The following is a 20,828-nucleotide window of genomic DNA, read 5'->3' as shown; positions in this document are numbered from 1 at the left end:
GCAGCCCCCGCAATCGCCAACGCCGGTCAGCCCGCGCCGTTGTCGTCGGACTCGGCTTTTTCCTCGGGCGTCAGCCGCGTGGCCAGGATCTTGTCGATGGTCTTGCCGTCCATGTCCACCACTTCGAGCTTCCAGTTCTCCCACTGCACCGTGTCGGTCACCTTGGGCAGGCGGCCGGTCAGCAGCATGATCATGCCGCTGAGCGTGTGGTAGCGGCCGCGCTCCTCCTCGGGCACGGTGTCCAGGTTCAGGCGGTCCTTCAGCTCGGGCACGGGAATGTGGCCGTCCAGCAGCCAGCTGCCGTCCTCGCGCTGCAGCGCCCACGAGGTCTCGGGGTCGCGCGGCTGGAACTCGCCGGTGATGGCCTCGATCAGGTCCTGCAGCGTCACGATGCCCTGCACCTCGCCGTACTCGTCGATGACAAAAGCCATGTGCACGTCCGACAGCCGGAAGTTGTCCAGCAGCTCCATCCCCGTGATGGTTTCGGGCACGTACAGCGCGGTCTGCAGCGTCTGCTGGGTCAGGCCGTGGGCGCGGTCGCGCAGCGTGCGCGACAGCCACTGGCGCGCGTTGAGCACGCCCAGGATGTTGTCCATGCCGCCGCGCACCACGGGAAAGCGGGCATGGTCGGATTCTTCGATGCGCTGCAGGTTGTCTTCGAACGGCGCATCGATGTCCAGGCACACCACGTCGCCGCGCGGCACCATGAGCGAGCCGATCTGGCGGTCATCGAGCCGGAACACGTTGCGCACCATGGTGTGCTCGTGCGACTCGATCACGCCGGCCGTGGTGCCTTCCACCAGCATGGCGTGGATCTCTTCCTCGGTCACGGGGCTGCCGCTGGTTTCCTTCACGCCCAGGAGGCGCAGCAGCGTGCGCGTGGACGTGGACAGCAGCAGCACGAACGGCTTGGTGGCCAGCGCCAGGAAGTTGATGGGCCGCGCGACGAGCCGGGCGAAGGTCTCGGGGTACGACTGGCCGATGCGCTTGGGCACGAGCTCGCCCACGACGATGGAGAAGTACGTGATCAGCACCACCACCAGCCCCGTGGCCGCATAGCCGCCATAGGGCAGCGGCACGCCCAGCGACTCCAGCCAGGACGCGAGCGGCGCGGCCAGCGCGGCCTCGCCCACGATACCGTTGAGGACGCCGATGGACGTGATGCCGATCTGGATGGTGGAGAGGAAGCGGGTGGGGTCCTCGCCCAGCTTCACGGCGGCGGCGGCGCCGCTATCGCCCTCATCGATCAGCTTCTGCAGCCGGGCTTTGCGGGCCGTGACCAGGGCGATCTCGGACATGGCAAACAGGCCGTTGAGGAGGATGAGGGCGAACAGTATTGCTATTTCCATACAAAGGGCGCCTTGCACGCCCTTGGGTGTTGATGAGTATGGGATTGTAAGGACGGGGGCGCGGCGGGTTCCCCAAGGCCACGGCGCCTGCGCGCGCGGCACCCGACGGTGCAGGGCGCGCTGGCCGCAGGGCAGGCCTGGCGCGGGGGGCGTGGCCGCCCGTGCGCCGCGTGCTCAGCCGCCTTCGGTGGGCAGCCCGGTCGCGTCCCACTCGGGCAGCCCGCCGCGCAGCCAGTACACGGACTTGAAGCCCTTGGCCGCCGCCACCTTGGCCGCCTTGTAGGACTTCCAGCATTCGGCGCCGTTGCAGGCAAAGATCACGGGCTTGGCCTTGTCCAGGCTGGGAATCTTGTCGAGCGCCTGGAAATCGTCCTGGGCCGCGTTGAACGCTACGTCCTTGAGGCTCTTTTCCACATAGGCGGCAAACACGGCGCCCCGGATGCGCCGGGTCTTGAATTCCTTTTCGGTGCGCGTGTCCACCAGCGTCGCGCCCTGGGCCTGCAGGCTCTGCGCCTCGCGCGCGGTGATGCGGTTCACCCCGGGCAGGCTGGTGGGCGTGAAGAGGCCGAGCTCCGCAACGCGCCGGTACTCCGCGGCCTCGGGGCGCACGGCGACCGGGGGCAGGCCGGTGGCGGACGAGGCCCCGCCAAACCACTGGGCCAGCTTGCCGCGCGCATCGGCGGGCAGGTCCTTCTTCACCACGATGGAAAACCCGCCCGGCACCGGCTGCGAGGTGGCCAGCACGCGCGCGGTGCCCGGGTGCGCGGCGGACCATTCCGCCCACTCGTCCTCCCGCACCACGGTGGCGTCGGCCGTGCCCAGCGTCAGGGCCGTGAGTCCCGCCTGGGGAAACTTCTCGTACTGCACGGCCCGCAGGTCCTGGAACGACAGGCCCGCCTCGTTGAGCATGCCGCGCGCCATGTAGGTATAGAGCGAATCCTGCTGGGGCAGGTAGAGCCTGCGGCCCTTCATCGCCGGCACCGCGTCGATCTGCGGCAGGCCGACCAGCAGGTACCTGTCCGATTTCTGCGTCGCGCCCACCAGTTCATAGCCGCGCTGCAGGGCGGAAGCGGCCACCTGGGCGGGGCCGATGAAGATGTCGTGGCTGGCGCTGCGCGTGGCGCGCATCACGTCGGCCAGTTCGTCGCTGGTGGCCAGGGCCACCGTCTGGCCGGCCGCCTTGGAGAGCCCGGACTCGGCGGCCGTGCGCAGGATGGAGTGGGCCGCCTTGCGGGCCGTGGGCTCCACCGCCACCATGGCGGTGAGCTGGGCCTGCGCCACGGCACAGGCCGCGCACGCGAAAAGCAGCACCGCGAGCTTGCCGCCCATGGGTCTCCAGTCAGTGTTCATGGCGCGCGCCCTCTCTCAAAAGAAAGGGCGAATATGCCCACGCCCTCCGTATCTGCGTACGAATGTTTCCGATGTTTTGTATTTGTTACGTTTACTAACGCCATGTCGCGCGCGGTGCGCAGGGGCTGCCGCACAGAATGCGGCCTAGGCTGAAAGCCGGGGGCCTGCCCACCGCTGTCGCGAGCCTGCCTGTTCAATCATTATTTTGGAGACCGTTTCCATGAAAGATTCCATGACATTGCCGCGCCGCCACATGCTGGCCGGAAGCGCCGCTGCCTTGAGCGCGCTGGGCCTGGCCGGATGGACCGGCAGCGCCAGGGCGCAGCAGGCCGCCAGCCCCGCCAAGCCGCTGCCCGCGTACGCGGGATGGAAGTCTTCCGATGCGCTCATCGTGCACAGCAGCAGCACGCTGGAAACCCGGCGCTCGGCTTTCGGCACCAGTGTCATCACGCCCTCCAACCAGCTGTATGTGCGCAACAACCTGCCTGCGCCCGATGCGGCCATCCTGGACAACCGGGACGCCTGGACGGTGTCGGTCGAAGGCGTGAAGAACCCGCGCAGCCTCACCCTGGCCGAGCTCAAGACCCTGGGCGTGGAAACCGTGGCCACCGTGCTGCAGTGCTCGGGCAACGGGCGTGGCTTCTTCCCCAGCAAGCCCAGCGGTACGCCCTGGGCCGTGGGCGCGGCGGGGTGCGTCGTGTGGAGCGGCGTGCCGCTGCGCAATGTGGTGGCGGCGCTGGGCGGGCTCGCCGATGGCGCGGCCTACCTCACGGGCACGGGGGGTGAGAAGCTGCCCGAGGGCGTGGACCCGCTGTCCGTGCTGGTGGAGCGCTCCGTGCCCATCAAGGCCACCGAGGACGCGCTGCTGGCCTGGGAAATGAATGGCGAGCCCATCTCGCTGGCGCACGGCGGCCCGCTGCGGCTGGTGGTGCCGGGCTACCAGGGCGTGAACAACATCAAGTACGTCAAGCGCGTGGCCTTCACCGGCGCCCAGTCGCAGGCGCGCATCATGTCGCACGGCTACCGCATGTCGCCCCCCGGCTCCAAGGCCAGCCCCGACCAGCCGTCGGTGTGGGAGATGGGCGTCAAGTCCTGGATCAATGGCCCCCTGCCCGAGAAGGGCCCCCTCAAGGCCGGCCAGGTGCAGGTGCATGGCGTGGCCTTTGGCGGCACGCAGGCCATCAAGGGCGTGGAGGTCTCGGTGGACGGCGGCAAGACCTGGCAGGCCGCGCGGCTCATCGGCCCCGATCTGGGCAAGTTCGCGTGGCGCCAGTTCGTGCTGCCGGTCACGCTGGCGGCGGGCACGCACGTGCTGGCCAGCCGCGCCACCGATGCCGCAGGCAATGTGCAGGCCGAGCAGCGCGAGGAAAACCTGGGCGGCTACAACAACGCGAGCTGGCGCGACCATGCGGTCACGGTGACCGCAGCGTGACCGGGCGCCCCCCTGAGACGCTGCGCGCCTTCCCCCCTGGAGGGGAGCGCGCCCCCCGGACTGGCCGTGCCAGATCCGCGGTGGCACTGGTGCTGGGGCGCATCGGTTTCCAGCATTTGCGCGTGCCTGCGCTCGCGGCCATGTCGAGCGTGCTGCTGCTGTGGACGGGTGCCGGCTGGGCGGCGGATGCCGCCGAGCTGGCGCGGGGCAAGGAGCTGTTCATCAAGATCCAGCCTGCTTGCGCCGTGTGCCACACGCTGCAGGCCGCCGGTGCCGAGGGGCAGGTGGGCCCGGTGCTGGATGAGCTCAAGCCCGACGCGGGCCGCGTGCTGCGCGCGCTCAAGGCGGGCATCGGCGTGATGCCTTCGTATGCCGAACGCATGAGCGAGAAGGACATGCAGGCCGTGGCGCAGTTCGTGGCGCACGCCACGGGCGCTGCCAGGTAGGCCGGGCGCTGGCCCGTGGTGGCAGCGCCGCCTGCGCGGCGGTGCTGCAACCCCGCTGTGCTCCCGTTCAGGCCGTGGTGCGCGATGGCACCAGCGCCTTGTCGGGAGCGCACCCCTGCAGACCCTGGAATGCAAAGTCCACTTCGGGCACCCGGCCGCTCACGATGTCGGCCAGGGCCTTGCCCGAGCCGCAGGCGTGGGTCCAGCCCAGCGTGCCGTGGCCCGTGTTGAGGAAGAGGTTGGCCACCTTGGTGGCGCCGATCAGCGGCACGTTGCTGGGCGTGGCGGGGCGCAGGCCGGTCCAGAACTGGGCCTGGCTGGCATCGCCCGCGCCGGGGAACAGCTGCTCCACGCGGCGCACGATGGCGTCGCAGCGCACCTGGTTCAGGTGGCGGTCGTAGCCGTTCAATTCGGCCGTGCCGGCGATGCGCAGGCGGTCGCCACCCTGTTCGCTGGTGTAGCGCGAGAACACGAGCTTGAACTCGTCGTCCGTGAGGCTCACCTGGTGCGCCTTGCCGGCATCCTTGACCGGCATGGTCACCGAATAGCCCTTGGCCGGATAGATGGGCAGGCGGACGCCCAGCGGCTGTGCCAGCAGCGGGCTGAACGAGCCCATGGCCAGCACGAAGGCGTCGCCGCGCACGCGCTCGAAGCGGCCCTCGGCGTTGGTCACTTCCACATGGTCGATGTGGCCGCCGGCTTCGCGCAGCGCGGTGATGTGGTGGCCCAGGCGGAACTGCACGCCCGCCGCCTCGCACAGCCGGGCCAGCTCGCGCGTGAACTGGTTGGCATCGCCCGACTCGTCCTCGGCCGTGAAGGTGGCGCCTGCGAGCTGCGGGCGGATGTGGGCCAGCGCGGGCTCGATGCGCACGGCCTCGTCGGCGCTGATGACCTGGCGCTCGCAGCCCAGCGCGCGCATCTGCTCAGCCGGGGCCAGAGCGCCGTCGAATTCCTTTGGGTTGGTATAGAAGTGCAGGATGCCTTGTGTGCGCTGGTCGTACTGGATGCCGGTGGCCGCACGCAACTGCTGCAGCGTGTCGCGGCTGTAGGTGCCCAGGCGCACGATCTGCTCGATGTTGTGGCGCGTGCGCGCCGGCGTGCAGTTGCGCAAGAAGTCCAGGCCCCAGAGCCACTGCCGCATGTCGGCGCGCAGGCGGAACAGCAGTGGAGCATCCTCCTTGCCCAGCCACTGCAGCACCTTGAGCGGCGCGCTCGGGTTGGCCCAGGGCTCCGCGTGGCTCACCGAGATCTGGCCACCGTTGGCGAAGCTGGTCTCGGCGCCGGGCGCACCCTGGCGGTCGATGACGGTCACCTCGTGGCCGCGCTGTTGCAGGAAATAAGCCGAAGTCACGCCGAGCAAGCCGGCGCCCAAAACGATCACGCGCATGATTTTCAAAGCCTTTCTGGGCTCTGGCGCTAGAACAACATGCGCTGGCAGCTATGAATTCAATAGCGTGCAGCTGGCGCATGAATGCCCAAGCTGCCGCTCCCCCTGTCCTTGGTACCTGAGAGATTCACCGCGCGGCCCACATGGCGCGCGGTTTGCTCCTTCGGTGCGCTTCGCGTTGCGCGAAGCGGCTCTCCAGACGGCTTTGATGAATGGTGCAGTACGGGACCTGAGCGTGTATGGGAGTTTGCGCCTTCGGTGAAGCGGGCGGGCCGCTGACTCTCCTGCGGGGGCCATTCTAGGAGCCCGCATCGCGCAAAAACCGCTTTGTCCGCGCTAATGAACCGCAATCGTTGCTGATGCTGCGGGCACGGGGTTGGCCATAATCCGCCGGAACCTTCGCCTTTCTCTGCAGGACGCCTTGATGCCCGATACCGCCTTTGATCCGCTGACCAGCGCGGCCGTGCTCACCATGGCCCGCCTGGGGCGCACGCCCCGTCCGCTCGACCTGCCCGCCGCATTGCGTCCCCAGAACGCTGCCCAGGCCTATGCCGTGCAGGACGCCGTGGTGCGCGAGCGCGGCGAGATCTCGGGCTGGAAGGTGGGCGCGGCGTCGCCGCAGGCGCTGCCTGCGCGGGCGGCCCTGGCGCGCGATTCGGTGTTTGCGATGGCCGGCGGGGGCGCGGTGCGCCTGTCCTGCGCGGGCTTCGCCGTGCTGGGTGTGGAGGCGGAACTGGTGTACGAACTGGGTGCCGATCTGCCTGCCCGGGCGCAGCCCTACAGCGAGGCCGAGGTGCTGTCCGCCGTAGCGTCGGTGCGGGCGGCCATCGAGGTCTGCGACACGCGCTACGCCGCCTGGGCGCAGCAAGGCGAGTGGAGCCGGCTGGCCGACCAGGCCTGCCATGGGGCACTCATCGTGGGGTCGGGAACGGAGAGCGCGCAGTCGGTGCAGCCGATGCGGCAGCCCGTGGTGCTGTCGGTGAATGGCGCGCAGGCCGTGCGGCACGCTGGCTGGGGCAACCCGGCGGGCGATCCCTTGCGCCTGCTCGCCTGGCTGGCCAATGGCGGCGCGCACAGCCTGGGTGGGCTGCGCGCGGGACAGTGGGTGACCACCGGGTCCTGCACCGGCACCGTGATGGTGGCGCCGGGCACGGTGGTGGTGGCTGAGTTTCCCGGCCTGGGGCGCGCCGAACTTCAACTGGGCTGACCGGCGGCGCCCTGCGCGGCGCGCGCGCCGGGCGTGGGGTCAGTTGCGGCGCGGGTTGTCGGGCTGCTGGTCGCGGCGGTTCGGTACGCCGTCGCCGTCCCGGTCGCGGTCATGGCGGTTGGCGACGCCATCGCCGTCACGGTCCCAGCCGCCACGCTGAAACTCCCAGCGGCCTTCGCGTTCCACCCAGTGCGGCTGGCGATACTGGTGGCCGGCGCGGGCCTGCACCCAGTGGCCGCGCACCCATTGGTAGCGGTTGCCACGCCATTCCCAGTGGCCTTCTTCCCACACCTGGCCCCGGCGGGGGCGGGGCACGGCTTCATGGCGCGGGGGAGGGGGCGCGGGCCTCACCTGGTACTGCGTGGCGTGGTAGCTGCGCTCCGGCTGGCCCGATTGGACGATGACGGTGCCCTGCGTGGCGGCATGCGCCTGCGGGAGGGTCCACAGCGCCATCAAGGCGATGGAGGCTGCGGTGAATGTCTTGCGGGTCATGAAGGTCATGGGATTCTCCTGATGTTCCTTGCGGAAGCGGTCACTGCATGGTGGCGGCACGGGCAGCCGGGCCGCGTAGGCGCCCTGCGGGGGTGTGCGTAGGCGGCGAGGGCCAGTTCCTGGCGCGCCCGCCGCCCTCGGGGGGGCGGGCGGCGCTCAGGCCCCGTCAATTGCGATAGGGGTTGTCCGGGCGGCGGTCGTGGCGGTTCGGCACGCCATCTCCGTCGCGGTCGCGGTCGTGGCGGTTGGACACGCCGTCGCGGTCCCTGTCATGGTCGCGGTCGTAGCGGTTGGGAATGCCATCGCCATCGCGGTCGCGGTCATAGCGATTGGGGATGCCGTCGCCATCGCGGTCCCAGCCGCCGGGGCGCATTTCCCAGCGGCCCCCATGCTCCACCCAGCGGGGCTCGCGGTAGTAGTAGCCCGGGCGGGCCTTCACCCAGTGGCCCTGGATCCAGACGTGGCGGTGGCCGCGCCAGTCCCAGTACCCAGGCACCCACACCATGTCGCGGCGGGGGCGGGGCACCACTTCGTAGCGCGGTGGCGGGGGTGGGCCGTACTGCACCATCACCGGCGCGGGCGGCGCCTGGTAGTGGTGGGGCTGCCCCGACTGGATGACGACGGTGGCGCTGGTCTGTGCCTGCGCCACGGTCGCGGCGCCCAGCGACAGCAGGGCGATGGAAGCAGCGGCGAGTGCATTGCGGGCCATGATGGTCTCCTCAAAATGATTCCTTGCGGAACCGGAGACTTCATGGTGCAGATGCTGCGTCAAGACGGTGTAGGCGAATTGCGAAGTCTTGTGAAGTTGTGTTTCCCGTGGCGGCAAAGGCGGGGCTTTTCGTGATTTCTTTCACGCCGGGGCGTGCAGGCGGCCGTCCGGTGCAGGCCTGCGCGTGTCAACGCCACCACACCAGGGCCGCCACCACCAGCAAGGCAAACCAGGCAGGGTGCCTGCCCTCGGTGGCATAGAACACCAGCATTCCGCTGACCAAGGTGGCCAGCCCGGCCACGTCAGCCACCCAGGCCCCCAGGTTGGCATCCCCGGGTACGGTCCCCAGGCGCCACAGCAGGGCGCTGAGGGCCCAGCCCAGCACGGTGGCCAGGTGCCAGGTGCCCCACAGGATGCGCACCTGCCGCTCGTGCAGCACGGGCTTGCCGCCGGTGGGCACCACGCCCTGCGTGCGCAATGCGCGAAACACGAGGAATTCACCCAGTACCGAGTGCGCAACGCCCACCAGGGCGAGGCCCCCGGCTGCCAGTACCAGCGCAGTATTCATCATGGACAGTTTTCAAGTCAATCAGGGTGGCCGTGGAAGGTGCAGACGCGGCGCGTCGATCCGTCTTCTTCGCCTTCAGCGCCTTGGGGGCCAGCACAGGGCCAGCGCGGGCGGCAGCGCCAGCCAGAAGCCCGAGGCGGGCATGAGCACGATGCCCAGCAGCGTGAGTGCCAGCAACCCGGCACCGAGCCCGCGCATGGGGACGGGCGCCATGGCTGTGTTGCGTTCGGCCAGCAGGATGGCCCAGCCCAGCAGCGCGAACAACACGCCGAACAGCACAAACCAGACCACGGCGCCCACGGTCGGGTCTTTTTGCACGCTGTTGAAAACGCCGCGCCGCACGATCTCCTGCAGCTGGGTCGGAAACACGACGGCGGCGTACAGCGTGTGCAGCAGCGCCACGGCCAGCATCCACGGGCCCTTCCAGCGGCTGCGAGGCGGCATGGCCGCAGAGCGAGGGGAGGGGGAGGTCAGGGTGGTCATGTGGGCGGGTTCCTAGGAAGAAAGAAGGGCGGGGCAATGCGTGCGCACCCGTGCACCCAGCCCCGTGAGCAGGTGCATCAGGCCCATCCACATGCGCTCGAACGCCGGCATTTCGCCGGGCACCTGCACCAGGTGATCGCCCAGCACGCGCTGGTGGCGGGCGGCGGTGATGGGTGGCGGCGTCTTGGCGCCAAAATCGAAAACCGCCTGCGTGAAGGGTTCCATCTGCCAGGCCTGCATGTCAGCCAGTGCGGGGGTGAGTTCGGCGGCGTAGGCCTGCACGGAGAGGCCGGCGTTGACGAGCCCGAGTGCCTGGTAGGCCTGCAGCACCAGCGCGTCGCGCTGCGGGTCGGAGGGAGGGCGCAGCAGTGCGGACCACGCTTGTGTCACTTGCGCCCGAAACCCGTCGGAGAGGCTGCGCGTGCAGCCAAAGTCGAGCACACCCACCGTGCCATCGGGGGCGAACAGAAAATTACCAGGGTGCGGATCGGCATGCACCCGGCCCAGCACAAAAGTGCAGTGCATGAACCAGTCCCACAGGTGCTGCCCGGCCTGATCGCGTTGCTGCTGTGTGGGTTGCGTGGCCAGCCAGGCCTGCAGGTGCTGGCCCGGCAGGAACTGCTGCGTGAGCACCTGGGCCCGCGTGTGCGACAGGATGGGCCGCGCCAGCACCACGCCGGGCAAAGCCGCGTGCTGCGCAAACCATTGCAGTTGCTCGGCTTCCTGCAGGTAGTCCACCTCGCGCAGCAGCGTGGCCTCGATCTCGGCCATCACGCCGTCCACCACGGTGCTGGCGGGCAGGGGCATGTCGGTGTGGGCCAGCGCGCGCAGCGCGGTGCGCATCAATTGCATGTCGCTGGCGATGGTGGCGGCAATGCCGGGGTACTGCACCTTGACGGCCACCGTGCCGTGGCCCGCCAGCTGTGCGCGGTGCACCTGGCCCAGGCTGGCGGCGGCGAAGGCGGTGGGCTCGAAGTGGTCGAACAGCGCCTCGGGCTCCCGGCCGAAGGCCTGGCGGAACACGCGCCCCACCAGCGCGCGGTTGAGCGGCGGCGCCTGGTGGTGGGCGCGCGCCAGCTCCTGCCGCACGCCGTCGGGCAGCAGGCCCGGGTGCATGCTGAGCAGCTGCGATACCTTGAGCGCCGAACCCCGCAGCTGGCCCAGGGCGCCAAAGAGGATGCGGCCCAGGGCGGCCTCGTGGTCGGCCTGCGCCTGGGCAGACGGCGTGCTGCGCACGCGATGGCCTAGTTGGGCCATGCCGATGCGTGCCGCCGCCAGGCCCGTGATGGTGCCGCGCGCAAGCCGGCTGGTGCGCGGCGGGTCAGCGCGGGCCATGGTTTGAAGCGGCCAGTTGTTGCAGCATGGACTGCACGATGCGGCGGTGAAACGGCGTGATGACGGCCATGTAGGCATGGCCCAGCGTGTTGTGGATGTGCACCACGGTGCTGATGACCACCGTAGGCGCGCTGCCCCGCTGCCCGTGTTTGGTCAGCGAGACCTGCACATCCAGGTGTTTGTCGTCCTGCCCCATCACCACTTCGGTGTCGCTCAGATGGCGGATGAGGAAGATGCCCACGCGGTCTCCGACGCGGTAGCTGCGCGCATTGGTTGGAGAGGCTCCGCTGGCAAGCGGGTGCACGTCCTGCAACTGCCCCACGCCCTTGAGGCCCACCAGCCGCACCAGCTTGTTGCGCACTGCCAGAAGTTGCTCCGTCCACCGCGGTGTCCGGGCCAAGACCTCCAGCCAGGTCTGCAATGCGCTGGCGGCGGGGCGGGGATCGGTCGTTGTGAAGGCGTCAAAAAAATCCGCGTCATGCAAGGTGGCATGGATGACGGTGCCTGGGGGCACCTGGATTTCGCGCACGGCGCGGGCGGTGGTCATGCGGACTTCCTCTTGCGGGGCGTGGCCACTGGCTGTGCGGCGGGTGTCGGGCTGGCAGCGCGGGGTTTGCGCGGCGCACGCGGCGGTTTGGAAGGCTCCGGCGACCGGGATGGTTCAGCGGCTGCCGTGTAGGCGGGGGCCGGGCCGGGCGGTGCGCTGGCCATGGCCTGTCTGGCCAGCTGCAGCATGCCCATCAGGCCGCTGCTGTGCTGCACCATGCGGGCCATCTGGCTGCGCAGCACAAAGCCACCGAGCTGCAGCACGCGGTTGACGAGCCCTCCGCGCAGCGCCTGCACCAGCACGCCGAGCGAGAGGTCCACCAGCTGCGTGGTGTCGGCAAATTCCTCGGAGGTGTCGGCCAGCCAGTACGTCACCACACCGGCCAGGTAGTCGGTGTACAGCCCGCCCGCCATGCCCTTGAAGTCGCAGGGCTCGATCTCGCCACTGGCCTCCGCGGCTTCCAGAAAGCTGGCGACGGCCTCGCGCAGGCTGTGCCGTGCCGCCAGGGGCTCGGCCAGCATCGACAGCGGCGAGCGCCGCGCCAGGCTGCGCACCTGGGCCACGAACTCGCGGTCGGCCAGCAGGCGCTCCAGCACCGCGTCGGTCAGGCGCTGCAGCTTTTCCTGCAGGCCGTAGCCCGCGAAGCCGGGCGTCTGCAGGGTGTCGGCCAGCGCCTGGTGGGCCACGTCGTCCAGGTAGCCCAGCACGATGCGGTCCTTGGTCGGGAAGTATTTGTAGATCGTGGCGTCGCCAATGCCGGCGGCGCGGGCGATGTCCTTCATCGTCGTGCCGTCGAAGCCCTGGCGGGTCATGAGGTCCACCGCGCTGGCCACGATCTGGCGGCGGGTGGCATCTTGCTGCTGGCGGGTGGTCTTCATTTAATATCTTTAAATCTGTCAAATTGACTATTTAAAGAATAGTGTATTCACATTAAAGAGTCAACCGGCGCTGAAACGGGCATTCGGTGCGCTGGAGGCGGCTGTTCTGAGCACTTTTTAGCCCTCTACCGCTTGTCGGTAAAGCGCAAGAAGCTATCAAAAAGATAGTGTTTGTGCTGGCTCGCCCGGCCCCCCGCCATGCCATGCCATCGCCCTCCGAAACCGGCGCGCCCAAGGCCGGTGCACCCGTGGAACCGGCTTTGCCGGGCCACCGGGTGCGTCCCCCGCGGGGGACGCCGCGCAGCGGCTCAGGGGGGGAGTCGTCTCATCCCGGTGAAGGCCTCGAACTCCCAGCTGCGCATGGCCAGCAGCAGGGTGTAGCCCTCCAGCTCGCGCGGCGGCAGTTTCTGGTCGGCCAGGTGCTGCTGCGCGAAGTCCTGCGCCACGCGCTGCATGCGCTCCATGAAGGCGGGCGCCAGGCCCCGGCTGATGGTGCCGTGCACCAGCAGCACGCCTTCGCCCGGGCCGTCGAAGCCGCCCGCGAAGTAGTCGAGCAGCGCATGCTCGCGAAAGTAGTTCATCACCGGCCCGTGGGGCCGCCAGCGGAAGGTCTTGGCCAGCTTGAGGCGGTAGCGGTTCAGCGGCCGCAGCTCGATGATGCCGATGCGGTCGAGCTGCGCGAGGTACTTGATGCCCTCGGCCTCGGTGAGGCGGTAGGTGGTGGTCACCTGCTCCAGCGTCCACTGGCTGAGCACGCAGATGGCCATGAGCAGCAGCTTCTTGTCGGCCACCACCGCGCGCTCCTGCTCCTGGCTCAGTTCCTTGAGCAAGGGCTGGCTGTCGGCCACGCGGCGCGCCAGGTCGGCGAAGTCCAGCGCCAGCGCGCGGCAGATCGCGTCGATGCGCGACAGCGGCATGTCGCCCTTGGCCAGCATGCGCTTGACGCTGGACTCGGCCATGCCCAGGGCCTGGGCCAGGTCCGCGTAGGTCATCTGCGCGGTCTTGAGTTCCTTTTTCAGGGCGGCAACGAGGTCGGCGGTGGTGCTCATGGGTATCGATTATCGGTACCCAGGGTGCTCCGGGTGGCCCTCCGTGCGACTTTTCGCGGCCCGGGACCGTTGGGCTGAAGACACTGCGCGGCATCGATCCACCACCTGCCCACGGACACGACGACCATGACCGTTCTCCCCGCTCCCTTTCGCCATCGCCCCGGCCCGTCGCGCGCCGAGGGGGCCCTGCTGGGCCTCGCCGTGCTGCTGCTGGGGCTGGCGTGCCTGGGCCCGGCGCTGCCGGCCAGCACCCTCCAGCATGCCTTTGCGGACCAGCGCGCGCTGTGGGGCATCCCTTGCGCGCTGGATGTCCTGAGCAACCTGCCATTCGCCGCCGCCGGCCTGTGGGGGCTGCGGTGGCTGCGGCGCGTGGAGCGCCCGGCCATGGATGCGGCCTCCCGGGTCTTCGCGGCCCTGTTCTTCGCGGGCCTGGTGTGCACGGCCGTGGGCTCCGGCCTGTACCACGCGGTGCCCGACGATGCGGGCCTGCTGTGGGACCGGCTGGGCATGGTGCTGCCTTTCGCGGGCCTGCTGGGCCTGGCGGCGGGTGGCCGGGTGAGCGCCCGGGCGGGCTGGGCCGCCGCAGGCACGGTGTTGCTGGCGGGTCCGGCTGCGGTGCTGTGGTGGTCCACCACCGGCAACCTGCTGCCCTGGGCCGTGGTGCAGCTGGGCGGGATGCTGGTGGTGCTGGCGCTGGCCCTGCTGCCCCGGCGTGCGGGCACGCTGCCGGTGCACCTGGGCGCCGTGATCGCGATGTACGCCGTGGCCAAGCTGTTCGAGGCGGCCGACCATGCCGTGTTCGACGCCACGGCGCAGTGGGTGTCGGGCCACAGCCTCAAGCACGTGCTGGCGGCTGGCGCTGCCTGGCCGGTGCTGATGGCGCTGGATGCGCTGGCGGCTTCGCGCCACAGCCGCGCACCGCGCCCCGCATTTGCCGCCATGTGCGGGCAGAATGGCGCCCACACCATGGGTGTCGCACGCGGGCAGGGCCTCCAGCCCCGGGTGCGCCGGGCCATACCAACACACACAGCAGCCACCGCCGACCCATTGGACACGAGGAGAAACGCATGAACCCCGAGACCACCCCAGCCAGCGTGCCCCAGGCGCCCCACGTGCACTCCGTGCAGCACACGGGCAGCCCGGGCCATGGGCATGAGGACCCGAACCAGTTCGCGCTGCTGCGCCAGCGGCGCTTCGCCCCGTTCTTCTGGACCCAGTTCTCCGGCGCCGCCAACGACAACCTCTTCAAGTTCGCGTTCACCGTGATGGTGACGTACCAGCTCAGCGTGTCGTGGCTGCCGCCCGCGATGGCGGGGCTGGTGATCGGCGCGCTGTTCATCCTGCCGTTCCTGCTGTTCTCGGCCACCTCGGGGCAGCTCACCGACAAGTACGACAAGACGCGCATGATCCGCTTCGTGAAGAACCTGGAGATCGCCATCATGCTGGTGGCCGCCTTCGGGTTCATCGCGGGCCACGTGCCCGTCCTGCTGCTGTGCACCTTCCTCATGGGCGTGCACTCCACGCTGTTCGGGCCGGTCAAGTTCGCCTACATGCCGCAGGTGCTCAACGAGCGCGAACTCACGGGCGGCAACGGCATGGTCGAGATGGGAACCTTCGTGGCCATCCTGCTGGGCAACGTGGCGGGGGGCCTGCTGGTGGCGCTGCCGGGCATCGGCCACACCACGGTGGCCGTGGCCTGCGTGGTGGCCGCGCTGGCGGGGCGCGCCGTGGCGCAGTTCATTCCCCCGGTGCCGGCCACCGACCCGGGGCTCACGATCAACTGGAACCCCTTCACCGAGACCTGGCGCAACCTCAGGCTCGCGCATGGCAACATCGTGGTGTTCCGCTCGCTGCTGGGCATCAGCTGGATGTGGTTCTTCGGCGCGGTGTTCCTGAGCCAGTTCCCCAGCCTGGCCAAGGAGGTGCTGCACGGCAACGAGCAGGTGGCCTCGCTGCTGCTGGTGGTGTTCTCCATCGGCATCGGCATCGGCTCGCTGCTGTGCGAGGTGCTCTCGCGCCGCCATGTCGAGATCGGCCTGGTGCCCCTGGGCGCCATCGGCATGAGCGTGTTCTCCATCGACCTGTACTTCGCCGCGCGCAGCCTGCCGCCCGCGGAGATCATGGGCCTTGGCACCTTTCTAGCGCAGAGCCAGCACTGGCGCGTGATGCTCGACCTGGCGCTGCTCAGCCTGTTCGCGGGCCTGTACAGCGTGCCCATGTACGCGCTGATCCAGATGCGCAGCCAGCCCACGCACCGCGCGCGCATCATCGCGGCCAACAACATCCTGAACGCGCTGTTCATGATCGCGAGTTCGCTCATCGCGGGCGCCTTGCTGGGCGCCGGTTTCACGGTGCCGCAGATCTTCCTGTTCACCGGCCTGGCCAATGCGGTGGTGGCGTTCTACATCTTCATGCTGGTGCCCGAGTACCTGCTGCGCTTCGTGGCCTGGGTGTCCTCGCGTTTCGTCTACCGCTTCAAGGTGCAGGGCGACGAGAACCTGCCCAGCACGGGCGCGGCCATCCTGGCCTGCAACCACGTGAGCTTTGTGGATGCCGTGCTGCTCATGGCGGCCAGCCCGCGCCCCATCTACTTCGTGATGGACCACCGCATCTTCCGCGTGCCGGTGCTCGGCTGGCTGTTCCGCCTTGCCAAGGCCATCCCCATCGCGCCCTACAAGGAAGACCCCAAGACCTACGAAGCCGCCTTCGACCGCGCCGCGCAGGTGCTGCGCGAAGGCGACCTGCTGGCCATCTTTCCCGAAGGCGGCATCACCAAGGACGGGCAGCTGCAGGAGTTCAAGGGCGGCATCATGAAGATCATCGAGCGTGCCCGCGAAGAGGGCATCGAGGCGCCCGTCATTCCCATGGCGCTGACCAATCTGTGGGGCTCGTACTTCAGCCGCATCGAGCAGGGCGGGGCCATGGTGCGGCCCTTCCGGAGGGGCTTCTACAGCCGCGTGGGCCTGAACGTGGGGCACGCCGTGGCGCCGTCGGACGTGCAGCCTTCGTTGTTGCGCTCGCGCGTGGCGGACCTGCTCGGAGCCTGACCGCCATGGAGCAGGACCGGGTGGAACAGGAAGAGCGCACCGCGCTGGCCCGCAAGATCATGGCCTTTCTGCGGGAGATCGGCCTGGACGTGGCCGAGGACGAGCTTGCCGGCGGCAACAGCTTCCTGCCCGGCGTGCGCATCGCGCGCGGCGGCCTGAGGGTGGACCTGGCGCGGCTGCGGTGGCCCGGCGACCTGCTGCACGAGGCCGGACACCTGGCCGTGGTGCCCGCAGCCCTGCGCGCGGGCATGGACGATGCCCTTGCCGAACTGCCCCCCGTGCCGCACGGCGGCGAGATCGAAGCCACGGCATGGGCCTGGGCCGCCCTGCAGCATCTGCGGCTGCCATCGGCCGTGCTGTTCCACGAAGGGGGCTACCACGGCCACTCGCAGGGCTTGCGCATGACCTTCGAGCTGGGCGTGTATCTGGGCGCTGCCGGGCTGGTGTCGGCGGGCCTCGCGGCATCGCCCGCACAGGCCGCCTCTTCGGGCGTTGCGCCCTATCCGCACCTGCAGGCCTGGCTGCGCGCCTGAGCCGCGATCCTGCCGGCATGGATACATGGGCCGGGAACCGCCCTCGGGCGTTCCGCCTGGCCTGTCGCCGGGTCAGTCTTTGGGCGCACCCCGGCGCGCCGGTGGCTTGGCCCCCGGCGCTGCGTCCCCGCACGAGAGCAGCTTCTCGTAGTTGCGCCGCAGGATCAGCCCTGCGTAGTACACGTGCTCGCGCATCAGCTGCTCGGCACGCACACAGTCGCGCGCGATGACCGCCTCGATGATGCGGTGGTGGTCGCCGTGCGAGCGCAGGATGATGGGATGGTCGTCCCACAGGATGATGCGGTCCGAGGCGAAGGGAATGTTCTGCGCCTGCTCCGCGAAGCGCGTGACCCAGGGGTTGCCCGAGGCTTCCAGCAGCGTGTCGTGGATGGTCACGTTCATCTGCTGGTAGGGCTCGTGGTCTTCGGGCCGCAGTTCTCCCAGGTCCAGGATGCGGTCGCCGTCCGCCAGCGCCCCGCGCAGCCGCTGCGCCTGTTCGGGCGTGAGTCCACGCATGGCGGCGTTGCGGCAGGCCAGGCCTTCGAGCACCGCGCGCACCTCGTAGGCCGCGACGATCTCCTCCATGTTGAAGCCGCGCACCAGGTAGCCGCGCTTGGGCTGGTGGTCGACCAGCCCCTCGCTGGCCAGGGTGCTCAGGGCGGCGCGCACGGGGGTGCGCGAAACGCCCAGCTTCTCGGCCAGGGGGATTTCCTCCAGCCGCTCGTCGGGCCGTATCTCCCCGTTGAGGATCCAGTTGCGCAGCGTCTCGGTCACGTCCTGGGCCAAAGTTCTCATCCCTGCCGCTCCAGTAGAAATTTTCTTCAAGTATACATGTGCTGCCATTAATGGCATTTTTACGGGTTATCCCTGAGATAAATCAGTAGTCATGTATACATAATTGCCTCGCTCACGCACCATGCGTGATTTTGATCAAGAAGGGCGAGCGTGGATATGGCAAGGGTTGCAAGTGAAGATGGCGGCTGGCTGGGGTTGGCAAACCGCACCGGTGTGGTGACGGGCGCAGGCGGCGGCATCGGCCTGGAGATCGCCGTGCAGCTGCTGGCCGCGGGAGCCCGCGTCGCCTTGCTCGACCGCGATGCACAGCGCCTGGCGGAGATCGCCGGCGGACTGGGCGAGCACCCGGGCCGGGTCCTGCCGATCACCTGCGACGTGACCGACCCGCACAGCGTGCAGGCGGCGGCGGACCAGGTGCAAAAGGCCTGGGGCGCGGTGGATCTGCTGGTCAACAATGCCGCGGCCCTGTACGCCGACGCGCTGATGGACATCGCCGTCGACAAATGGAACCAGCTGCTGTCGGTGAACCTGACCGGCTACCTGCTGTGCGCCCAGGCCTTCGGGCGGCAGATGATCGCCCACGGCGGGGGCTCGATGGTTCACATCGCGTCCATCTCGGCCAGCATTCCGCAGCCCTACAGCGGGGCGTACAGCGTGAGCAAGGCGGGCGTGAAGATGCTGTCGCAGCTGCTGGCCGTCGAGCTGGGCGCGCACGGCGTGCGCAGCAACGTGGTCAGCCCCGCGATGATCCGCACGCCCATGAGCGAGGGCATCTACACGGACCCCGCGGTGCGCCTGCGGCGCGAACAGATCGTGCCCGCCGGCCGCATCAGCACGCCCTCGGACATCGCCGGCGCCGTGCTGTTCCTGTCCAGCGAGCGGGCCAGCTACATCAGCGGCCAGGAATTCCTCGTCGACGGCGGCCTGACGCAGGCCTGGCTGGGCCTGATTCCCCGCCCAGGGTTCGAGAAGAAGGACACGGCCGCACAGCCGGCCGCCTGACGCCATTGCGCTCCCCGTTACCTCACCCCCCCCAAAAAAAGGAGACTCTCGTGAAACCAGCCAAGTCCTTGCTCGTGGCCTGCGTGGCCGCACTTTCCACCTTCTGCGCGCAGGCGCAGACCGAACCGGGCCTGACCGACAAGACCATCAAGCTCGGCCTGTTCGGGCCGCTGTCGGGCAACTCCATGGCCTACGGCTTCGACGTGATGAACGCGGCCAAGATGTACTACGACAAGATCAACAAGGACGGCGGCATCCACGGGCGCAAGATCGAACTGGTGGTCGAGGACGACCGCTGCAACGCCAACGACCTGCTGGCCGCCGTGAAGAAGCTCACCGAGCAGGACAAGGTCTTCGCGCTCAACGGGGGCTCCTGCTCTGCCGCCGTGGTGGGCGCGCGCGAGTACGTGGAACGCTCGCAGATCCCCCTGGTGATGCTCAACGCGTCGGGCGACGGCGCCCTGTACCCGCCGTCGAAGTACATCTACGGCGCGTTCTCCATCTCCCAGCGCGCGGTGGGCGGCTCGATGGTGCAGTTCGCCGCCGAGCACCTCAAGGGCAAGAAGATCGGCTACATCAACCACGACGATGCCTATGGCGGGTGGAACCTCGAAGCGGCGGAGTTCCAGGCCAAGCAGCTCGGGGTGGACCTGCAGGTCCAGTCGGTCGCGCCGAACCTGACCGACGTGACCGCGCCGATGCTCAAGATCCGCGCCGCCAACCCCGACGTGCTGCTGATCACCACCTACGCGCGCCCCGTGAGCCTGCTGGTCAAGAAGGCGCAGGAGCTGGGCTGGACCAAACCCATCGTGATCGCCGTCAACGGCACGGCCGACCTCAAGCAGCTGGTCGAGAACGTGGGCAGCAAGGATGCGTTCAAGAACGTCTACCTGCAGGAAGTGATGGCCGACGTGGCCGGCGGCCCCAAGCTCAAGTGGGTCTACGACATGTACAAGGCCTACTACCCCGAGCTGGCCGCCAAGCCAGGCTATCCGCAGACCTACATGCCCTACGGCATCCCGTCGGCGATGACCGTGGTCAACGCGCTCAAGGCCGCGGGCCCGCAGCTCACGCGGGAGAAGTTCCTCACCGCGCTGTCGCAGACCAAGTTCGAGTCGAACGTGATGGCCGGCCCGATCGAGCTCACGCCCACCGACCACGCGGGCCAGAAGTCGGCCATCTACCTGAAGTTCGACGGCACCAACATGACCGCGGTCCCAGGCGCCTACCGCAGCCTCTGGACCTACCAGCCCAAGTAACCAACCAGGAGAAGGGGCCGGTCCACGCCCGCGTGCGGCCGCCCCTCCATCGCCATGAGTTTCAGTGAGATTTGGCTGTTTCTGCAGCAGGGCATCCTTTCCGGCCTGGTGACGGGCAGCGTCTATGCGCTGCTGGCCATCGCCATCGTCGCGATCTTCAAGACCACCGACGTGCCGAACTTCGCCCAGGGCGAGATCTTCATGATCGGCGGCTATGTGGCGCTGTCCCTGCTGCTGATCGCGGGCTGGTCGTACGCCGTGGTCATCCCCGTCACGGTGGTCGCCGTGGCGGTGGGCGCGGCGCTCTTCCAGCGGGTGGTGATGGAGCGGGTGACCCATTCCAAGGGCGTGGGCCCGCAGCTGGTGATCGCCACGCTGGGCCTGGCCTACATGCTCAAGGGCCTGGTGCGCCAGACCGGGCTGGGCGACACGCCGCGCTCGCTGCCGCCCCTGGTCTCCAACGACCCCGTCATCATCGGCGACGCCTTTCTCACGCGGCTCGACGTGGCGATCTTCGCCGCCTCCATCACCGCGATGGTGCTGATTTACCTGATGTTCAACCACACGCGCATCGGCAAGGCGATGCGGGCCGTGGGCATGAACCCGCGCGCCGCGCAGATCGTCGGCATCCGCCTGTCGCGCATCCGCATGATGGTGTGGGCCATGGCAGGCCTGCTGTCCGCGCTGGCCGCCCTGCTCATTACCCCCAAGATCCTCATCACGCCGGACATCGCGCACATCGCGATCCTGGCCTATGCGGCGGCCATCGTGGGCGGCTTCACCAGCCTGCCGGGCGCCGTGCTGGGCGGCCTCGTCATCGGCATCGTCGAGAACCTGGTGGGCCTGTTCATCTCCACCAACGCCATCGTGGTCGCGCCCTTCCTGGCCATCCTGGTCACGCTGATTGTGCGTCCGCAGGGCATCCTGGGCGGCAAGCCCCAAGTCAAGAAAGTATGAAAA

21 protein-coding genes and 1 riboswitch are annotated in these 20,828 nt (G+C 68.9%); of the genes, 9 read left to right on the top strand and 12 right to left on the bottom strand.

What is annotated here, in order from left to right; translation table 11 throughout:
• Window positions 1-26: 26 nt before the first annotated feature.
• Complete coding sequence (locus tag AC3RCE_RS23130; protein WP_218341261.1) at window positions 27-1,349, bottom strand: hemolysin family protein; 1,323 nt, start codon at window positions 1,347-1,349, stop codon at window positions 27-29.
• 174 nt (window positions 1,350-1,523) lie between these two features.
• A complete protein-coding gene (locus AC3RCE_RS23125) occupies window positions 1,524-2,699 on the bottom strand; it encodes a rhodanese-like domain-containing protein (protein ID WP_255591614.1) in 1,176 nt (391 codons plus the stop codon).
• Window positions 2,700-2,919: 220 nt separating this feature from the next.
• On the opposite strand from AC3RCE_RS23125, the gene sorT reads away from it, so the two are divergent.
• Both sorT and sorU read left to right on the top strand, forming a co-directional pair.
• The gene (gene sorT / locus AC3RCE_RS23120) at window positions 2,920-4,131 is read left to right on the top strand and encodes a SorT family sulfite dehydrogenase catalytic subunit (RefSeq protein ID WP_218296855.1); all 1,212 of its coding nucleotides are present in this window, start codon (window positions 2,920-2,922) and stop codon (window positions 4,129-4,131) included.
• Window positions 4,132-4,271: 140 nt separating this feature from the next.
• Window positions 4,272-4,577, top strand: coding sequence for a SorU family sulfite dehydrogenase c-type cytochrome subunit (sorU, locus tag AC3RCE_RS23115; protein WP_304505101.1), 306 nt, complete (start codon window positions 4,272-4,274; stop codon window positions 4,575-4,577).
• Between the two features lie 67 nt (window positions 4,578-4,644).
• On the opposite strand, the gene AC3RCE_RS23110 is transcribed toward sorU, so the two are convergent.
• Window positions 4,645-5,964: a D-amino acid dehydrogenase gene (locus AC3RCE_RS23110; RefSeq protein WP_492254052.1), complete on the bottom strand. Its 1,320-nt coding sequence runs from the start codon at window positions 5,962-5,964 to the stop codon at window positions 4,645-4,647.
• A 95-nt stretch (window positions 5,965-6,059) separates the two neighbouring features.
• Window positions 6,060-6,173, bottom strand: a riboswitch (glycine riboswitch).
• Window positions 6,174-6,388: 215 nt separating this feature from the next.
• Here AC3RCE_RS23110 and AC3RCE_RS23105 point away from each other — a divergent pair.
• The gene (locus tag AC3RCE_RS23105) at window positions 6,389-7,171 is read left to right on the top strand and encodes a 2-keto-4-pentenoate hydratase (protein ID WP_492254051.1); all 783 of its coding nucleotides are present in this window, start codon (window positions 6,389-6,391) and stop codon (window positions 7,169-7,171) included.
• A 39-nt stretch (window positions 7,172-7,210) separates the two neighbouring features.
• Here AC3RCE_RS23105 and AC3RCE_RS23100 read toward each other — a convergent pair whose 3' ends face one another.
• The 8 genes from AC3RCE_RS23100 to AC3RCE_RS23065 form a co-directional block, all read right to left on the bottom strand.
• Window positions 7,211-7,663 (bottom strand): hypothetical protein, encoded by a 453-nt coding sequence (locus tag AC3RCE_RS23100; RefSeq protein ID WP_369643803.1) that lies wholly within the window; start codon window positions 7,661-7,663, stop codon window positions 7,211-7,213.
• 166 nt (window positions 7,664-7,829) lie between these two features.
• A complete protein-coding gene (locus AC3RCE_RS23095; protein ID WP_218296858.1) occupies window positions 7,830-8,372 on the bottom strand; it encodes a YXWGXW repeat-containing protein in 543 nt (180 codons plus the stop codon).
• Window positions 8,373-8,559: 187 nt separating this feature from the next.
• Window positions 8,560-8,943 (bottom strand): hypothetical protein, encoded by a 384-nt coding sequence (locus AC3RCE_RS23090; protein ID WP_492254050.1) that lies wholly within the window; start codon window positions 8,941-8,943, stop codon window positions 8,560-8,562.
• 72 nt (window positions 8,944-9,015) lie between these two features.
• Entirely contained in the window at window positions 9,016-9,423 is a 408-nt protein-coding gene (locus AC3RCE_RS23085; protein WP_255591616.1) for a DUF6463 family protein, read from the bottom strand.
• Between the two features lie 12 nt (window positions 9,424-9,435).
• Entirely contained in the window at window positions 9,436-10,758 is a 1,323-nt protein-coding gene (locus AC3RCE_RS23080) for an ABC1 kinase family protein (RefSeq protein ID WP_492254049.1), read from the bottom strand.
• Window positions 10,745-11,305, bottom strand: coding sequence for a DUF2867 domain-containing protein (locus AC3RCE_RS23075; RefSeq protein ID WP_218296861.1), 561 nt, complete (start codon window positions 11,303-11,305; stop codon window positions 10,745-10,747). The genes AC3RCE_RS23080 and AC3RCE_RS23075 overlap by 14 nt, the downstream gene beginning before the upstream one ends.
• A complete protein-coding gene (locus AC3RCE_RS23070; RefSeq protein ID WP_218296862.1) occupies window positions 11,302-12,183 on the bottom strand; it encodes a TetR/AcrR family transcriptional regulator in 882 nt (293 codons plus the stop codon). Before AC3RCE_RS23070 ends, AC3RCE_RS23075 begins: the two co-directional genes overlap by 4 nt.
• Before the next feature lie 308 nt (window positions 12,184-12,491).
• Window positions 12,492-13,232, bottom strand: coding sequence for a helix-turn-helix domain-containing protein (locus AC3RCE_RS23065; RefSeq protein ID WP_218296863.1), 741 nt, complete (start codon window positions 13,230-13,232; stop codon window positions 12,492-12,494).
• Between the two features lie 126 nt (window positions 13,233-13,358).
• Between AC3RCE_RS23065 and AC3RCE_RS23060 the strand changes: the two genes are divergently transcribed.
• Genes AC3RCE_RS23060 through AC3RCE_RS23050 form a run of 3 tightly spaced genes read left to right on the top strand, consistent with a single transcriptional unit; the run spans window position 13,359 to window position 16,812 of the window.
• On the top strand, window positions 13,359-14,303 hold the full coding sequence (locus tag AC3RCE_RS23060) for a hypothetical protein (RefSeq protein ID WP_492254048.1): 945 nt from the start codon (window positions 13,359-13,361) through the stop codon (window positions 14,301-14,303).
• Entirely contained in the window at window positions 14,300-16,279 is a 1,980-nt protein-coding gene (locus AC3RCE_RS23055; RefSeq protein ID WP_255591619.1) for an MFS transporter, read from the top strand. The genes AC3RCE_RS23060 and AC3RCE_RS23055 overlap by 4 nt, the downstream gene beginning before the upstream one ends.
• Window positions 16,280-16,284: 5 nt before the next feature.
• Window positions 16,285-16,812: a hypothetical protein gene (locus tag AC3RCE_RS23050; RefSeq protein WP_255591620.1), complete on the top strand. Its 528-nt coding sequence runs from the start codon at window positions 16,285-16,287 to the stop codon at window positions 16,810-16,812.
• A 72-nt stretch (window positions 16,813-16,884) separates the two neighbouring features.
• Here the strand turns inward: AC3RCE_RS23050 and AC3RCE_RS23045 are convergent, their stop codons facing one another.
• On the bottom strand, window positions 16,885-17,607 hold the full coding sequence (locus AC3RCE_RS23045; RefSeq protein WP_369643547.1) for a GntR family transcriptional regulator: 723 nt from the start codon (window positions 17,605-17,607) through the stop codon (window positions 16,885-16,887).
• A 156-nt stretch (window positions 17,608-17,763) separates the two neighbouring features.
• Here AC3RCE_RS23045 and AC3RCE_RS23040 point away from each other — a divergent pair, with 156 nt between their 5' ends.
• The 3 genes from AC3RCE_RS23040 to AC3RCE_RS23030 are packed head-to-tail and all read left to right on the top strand — an operon-like array spanning window position 17,764 to window position 20,825.
• Window positions 17,764-18,609: an SDR family NAD(P)-dependent oxidoreductase gene (locus tag AC3RCE_RS23040; protein WP_218341267.1), complete on the top strand. Its 846-nt coding sequence runs from the start codon at window positions 17,764-17,766 to the stop codon at window positions 18,607-18,609.
• A gap of 50 nt (window positions 18,610-18,659) precedes the next feature.
• A complete protein-coding gene (locus tag AC3RCE_RS23035; protein ID WP_218296866.1) occupies window positions 18,660-19,868 on the top strand; it encodes an ABC transporter substrate-binding protein in 1,209 nt (402 codons plus the stop codon).
• 54 nt (window positions 19,869-19,922) lie between these two features.
• Complete coding sequence (locus AC3RCE_RS23030; protein ID WP_218296867.1) at window positions 19,923-20,825, top strand: branched-chain amino acid ABC transporter permease; 903 nt, start codon at window positions 19,923-19,925, stop codon at window positions 20,823-20,825.
• The last annotated feature ends 3 nt before the right edge of the window (window positions 20,826-20,828 follow it).

It is taken from the genome of Acidovorax sp. GW823-FHT05D11, assembly GCF_058795695.1.
The sequence above is the reverse complement of the archived record's forward strand: the minus strand, read 5'-3'. Positions and strand labels throughout refer to the sequence as shown.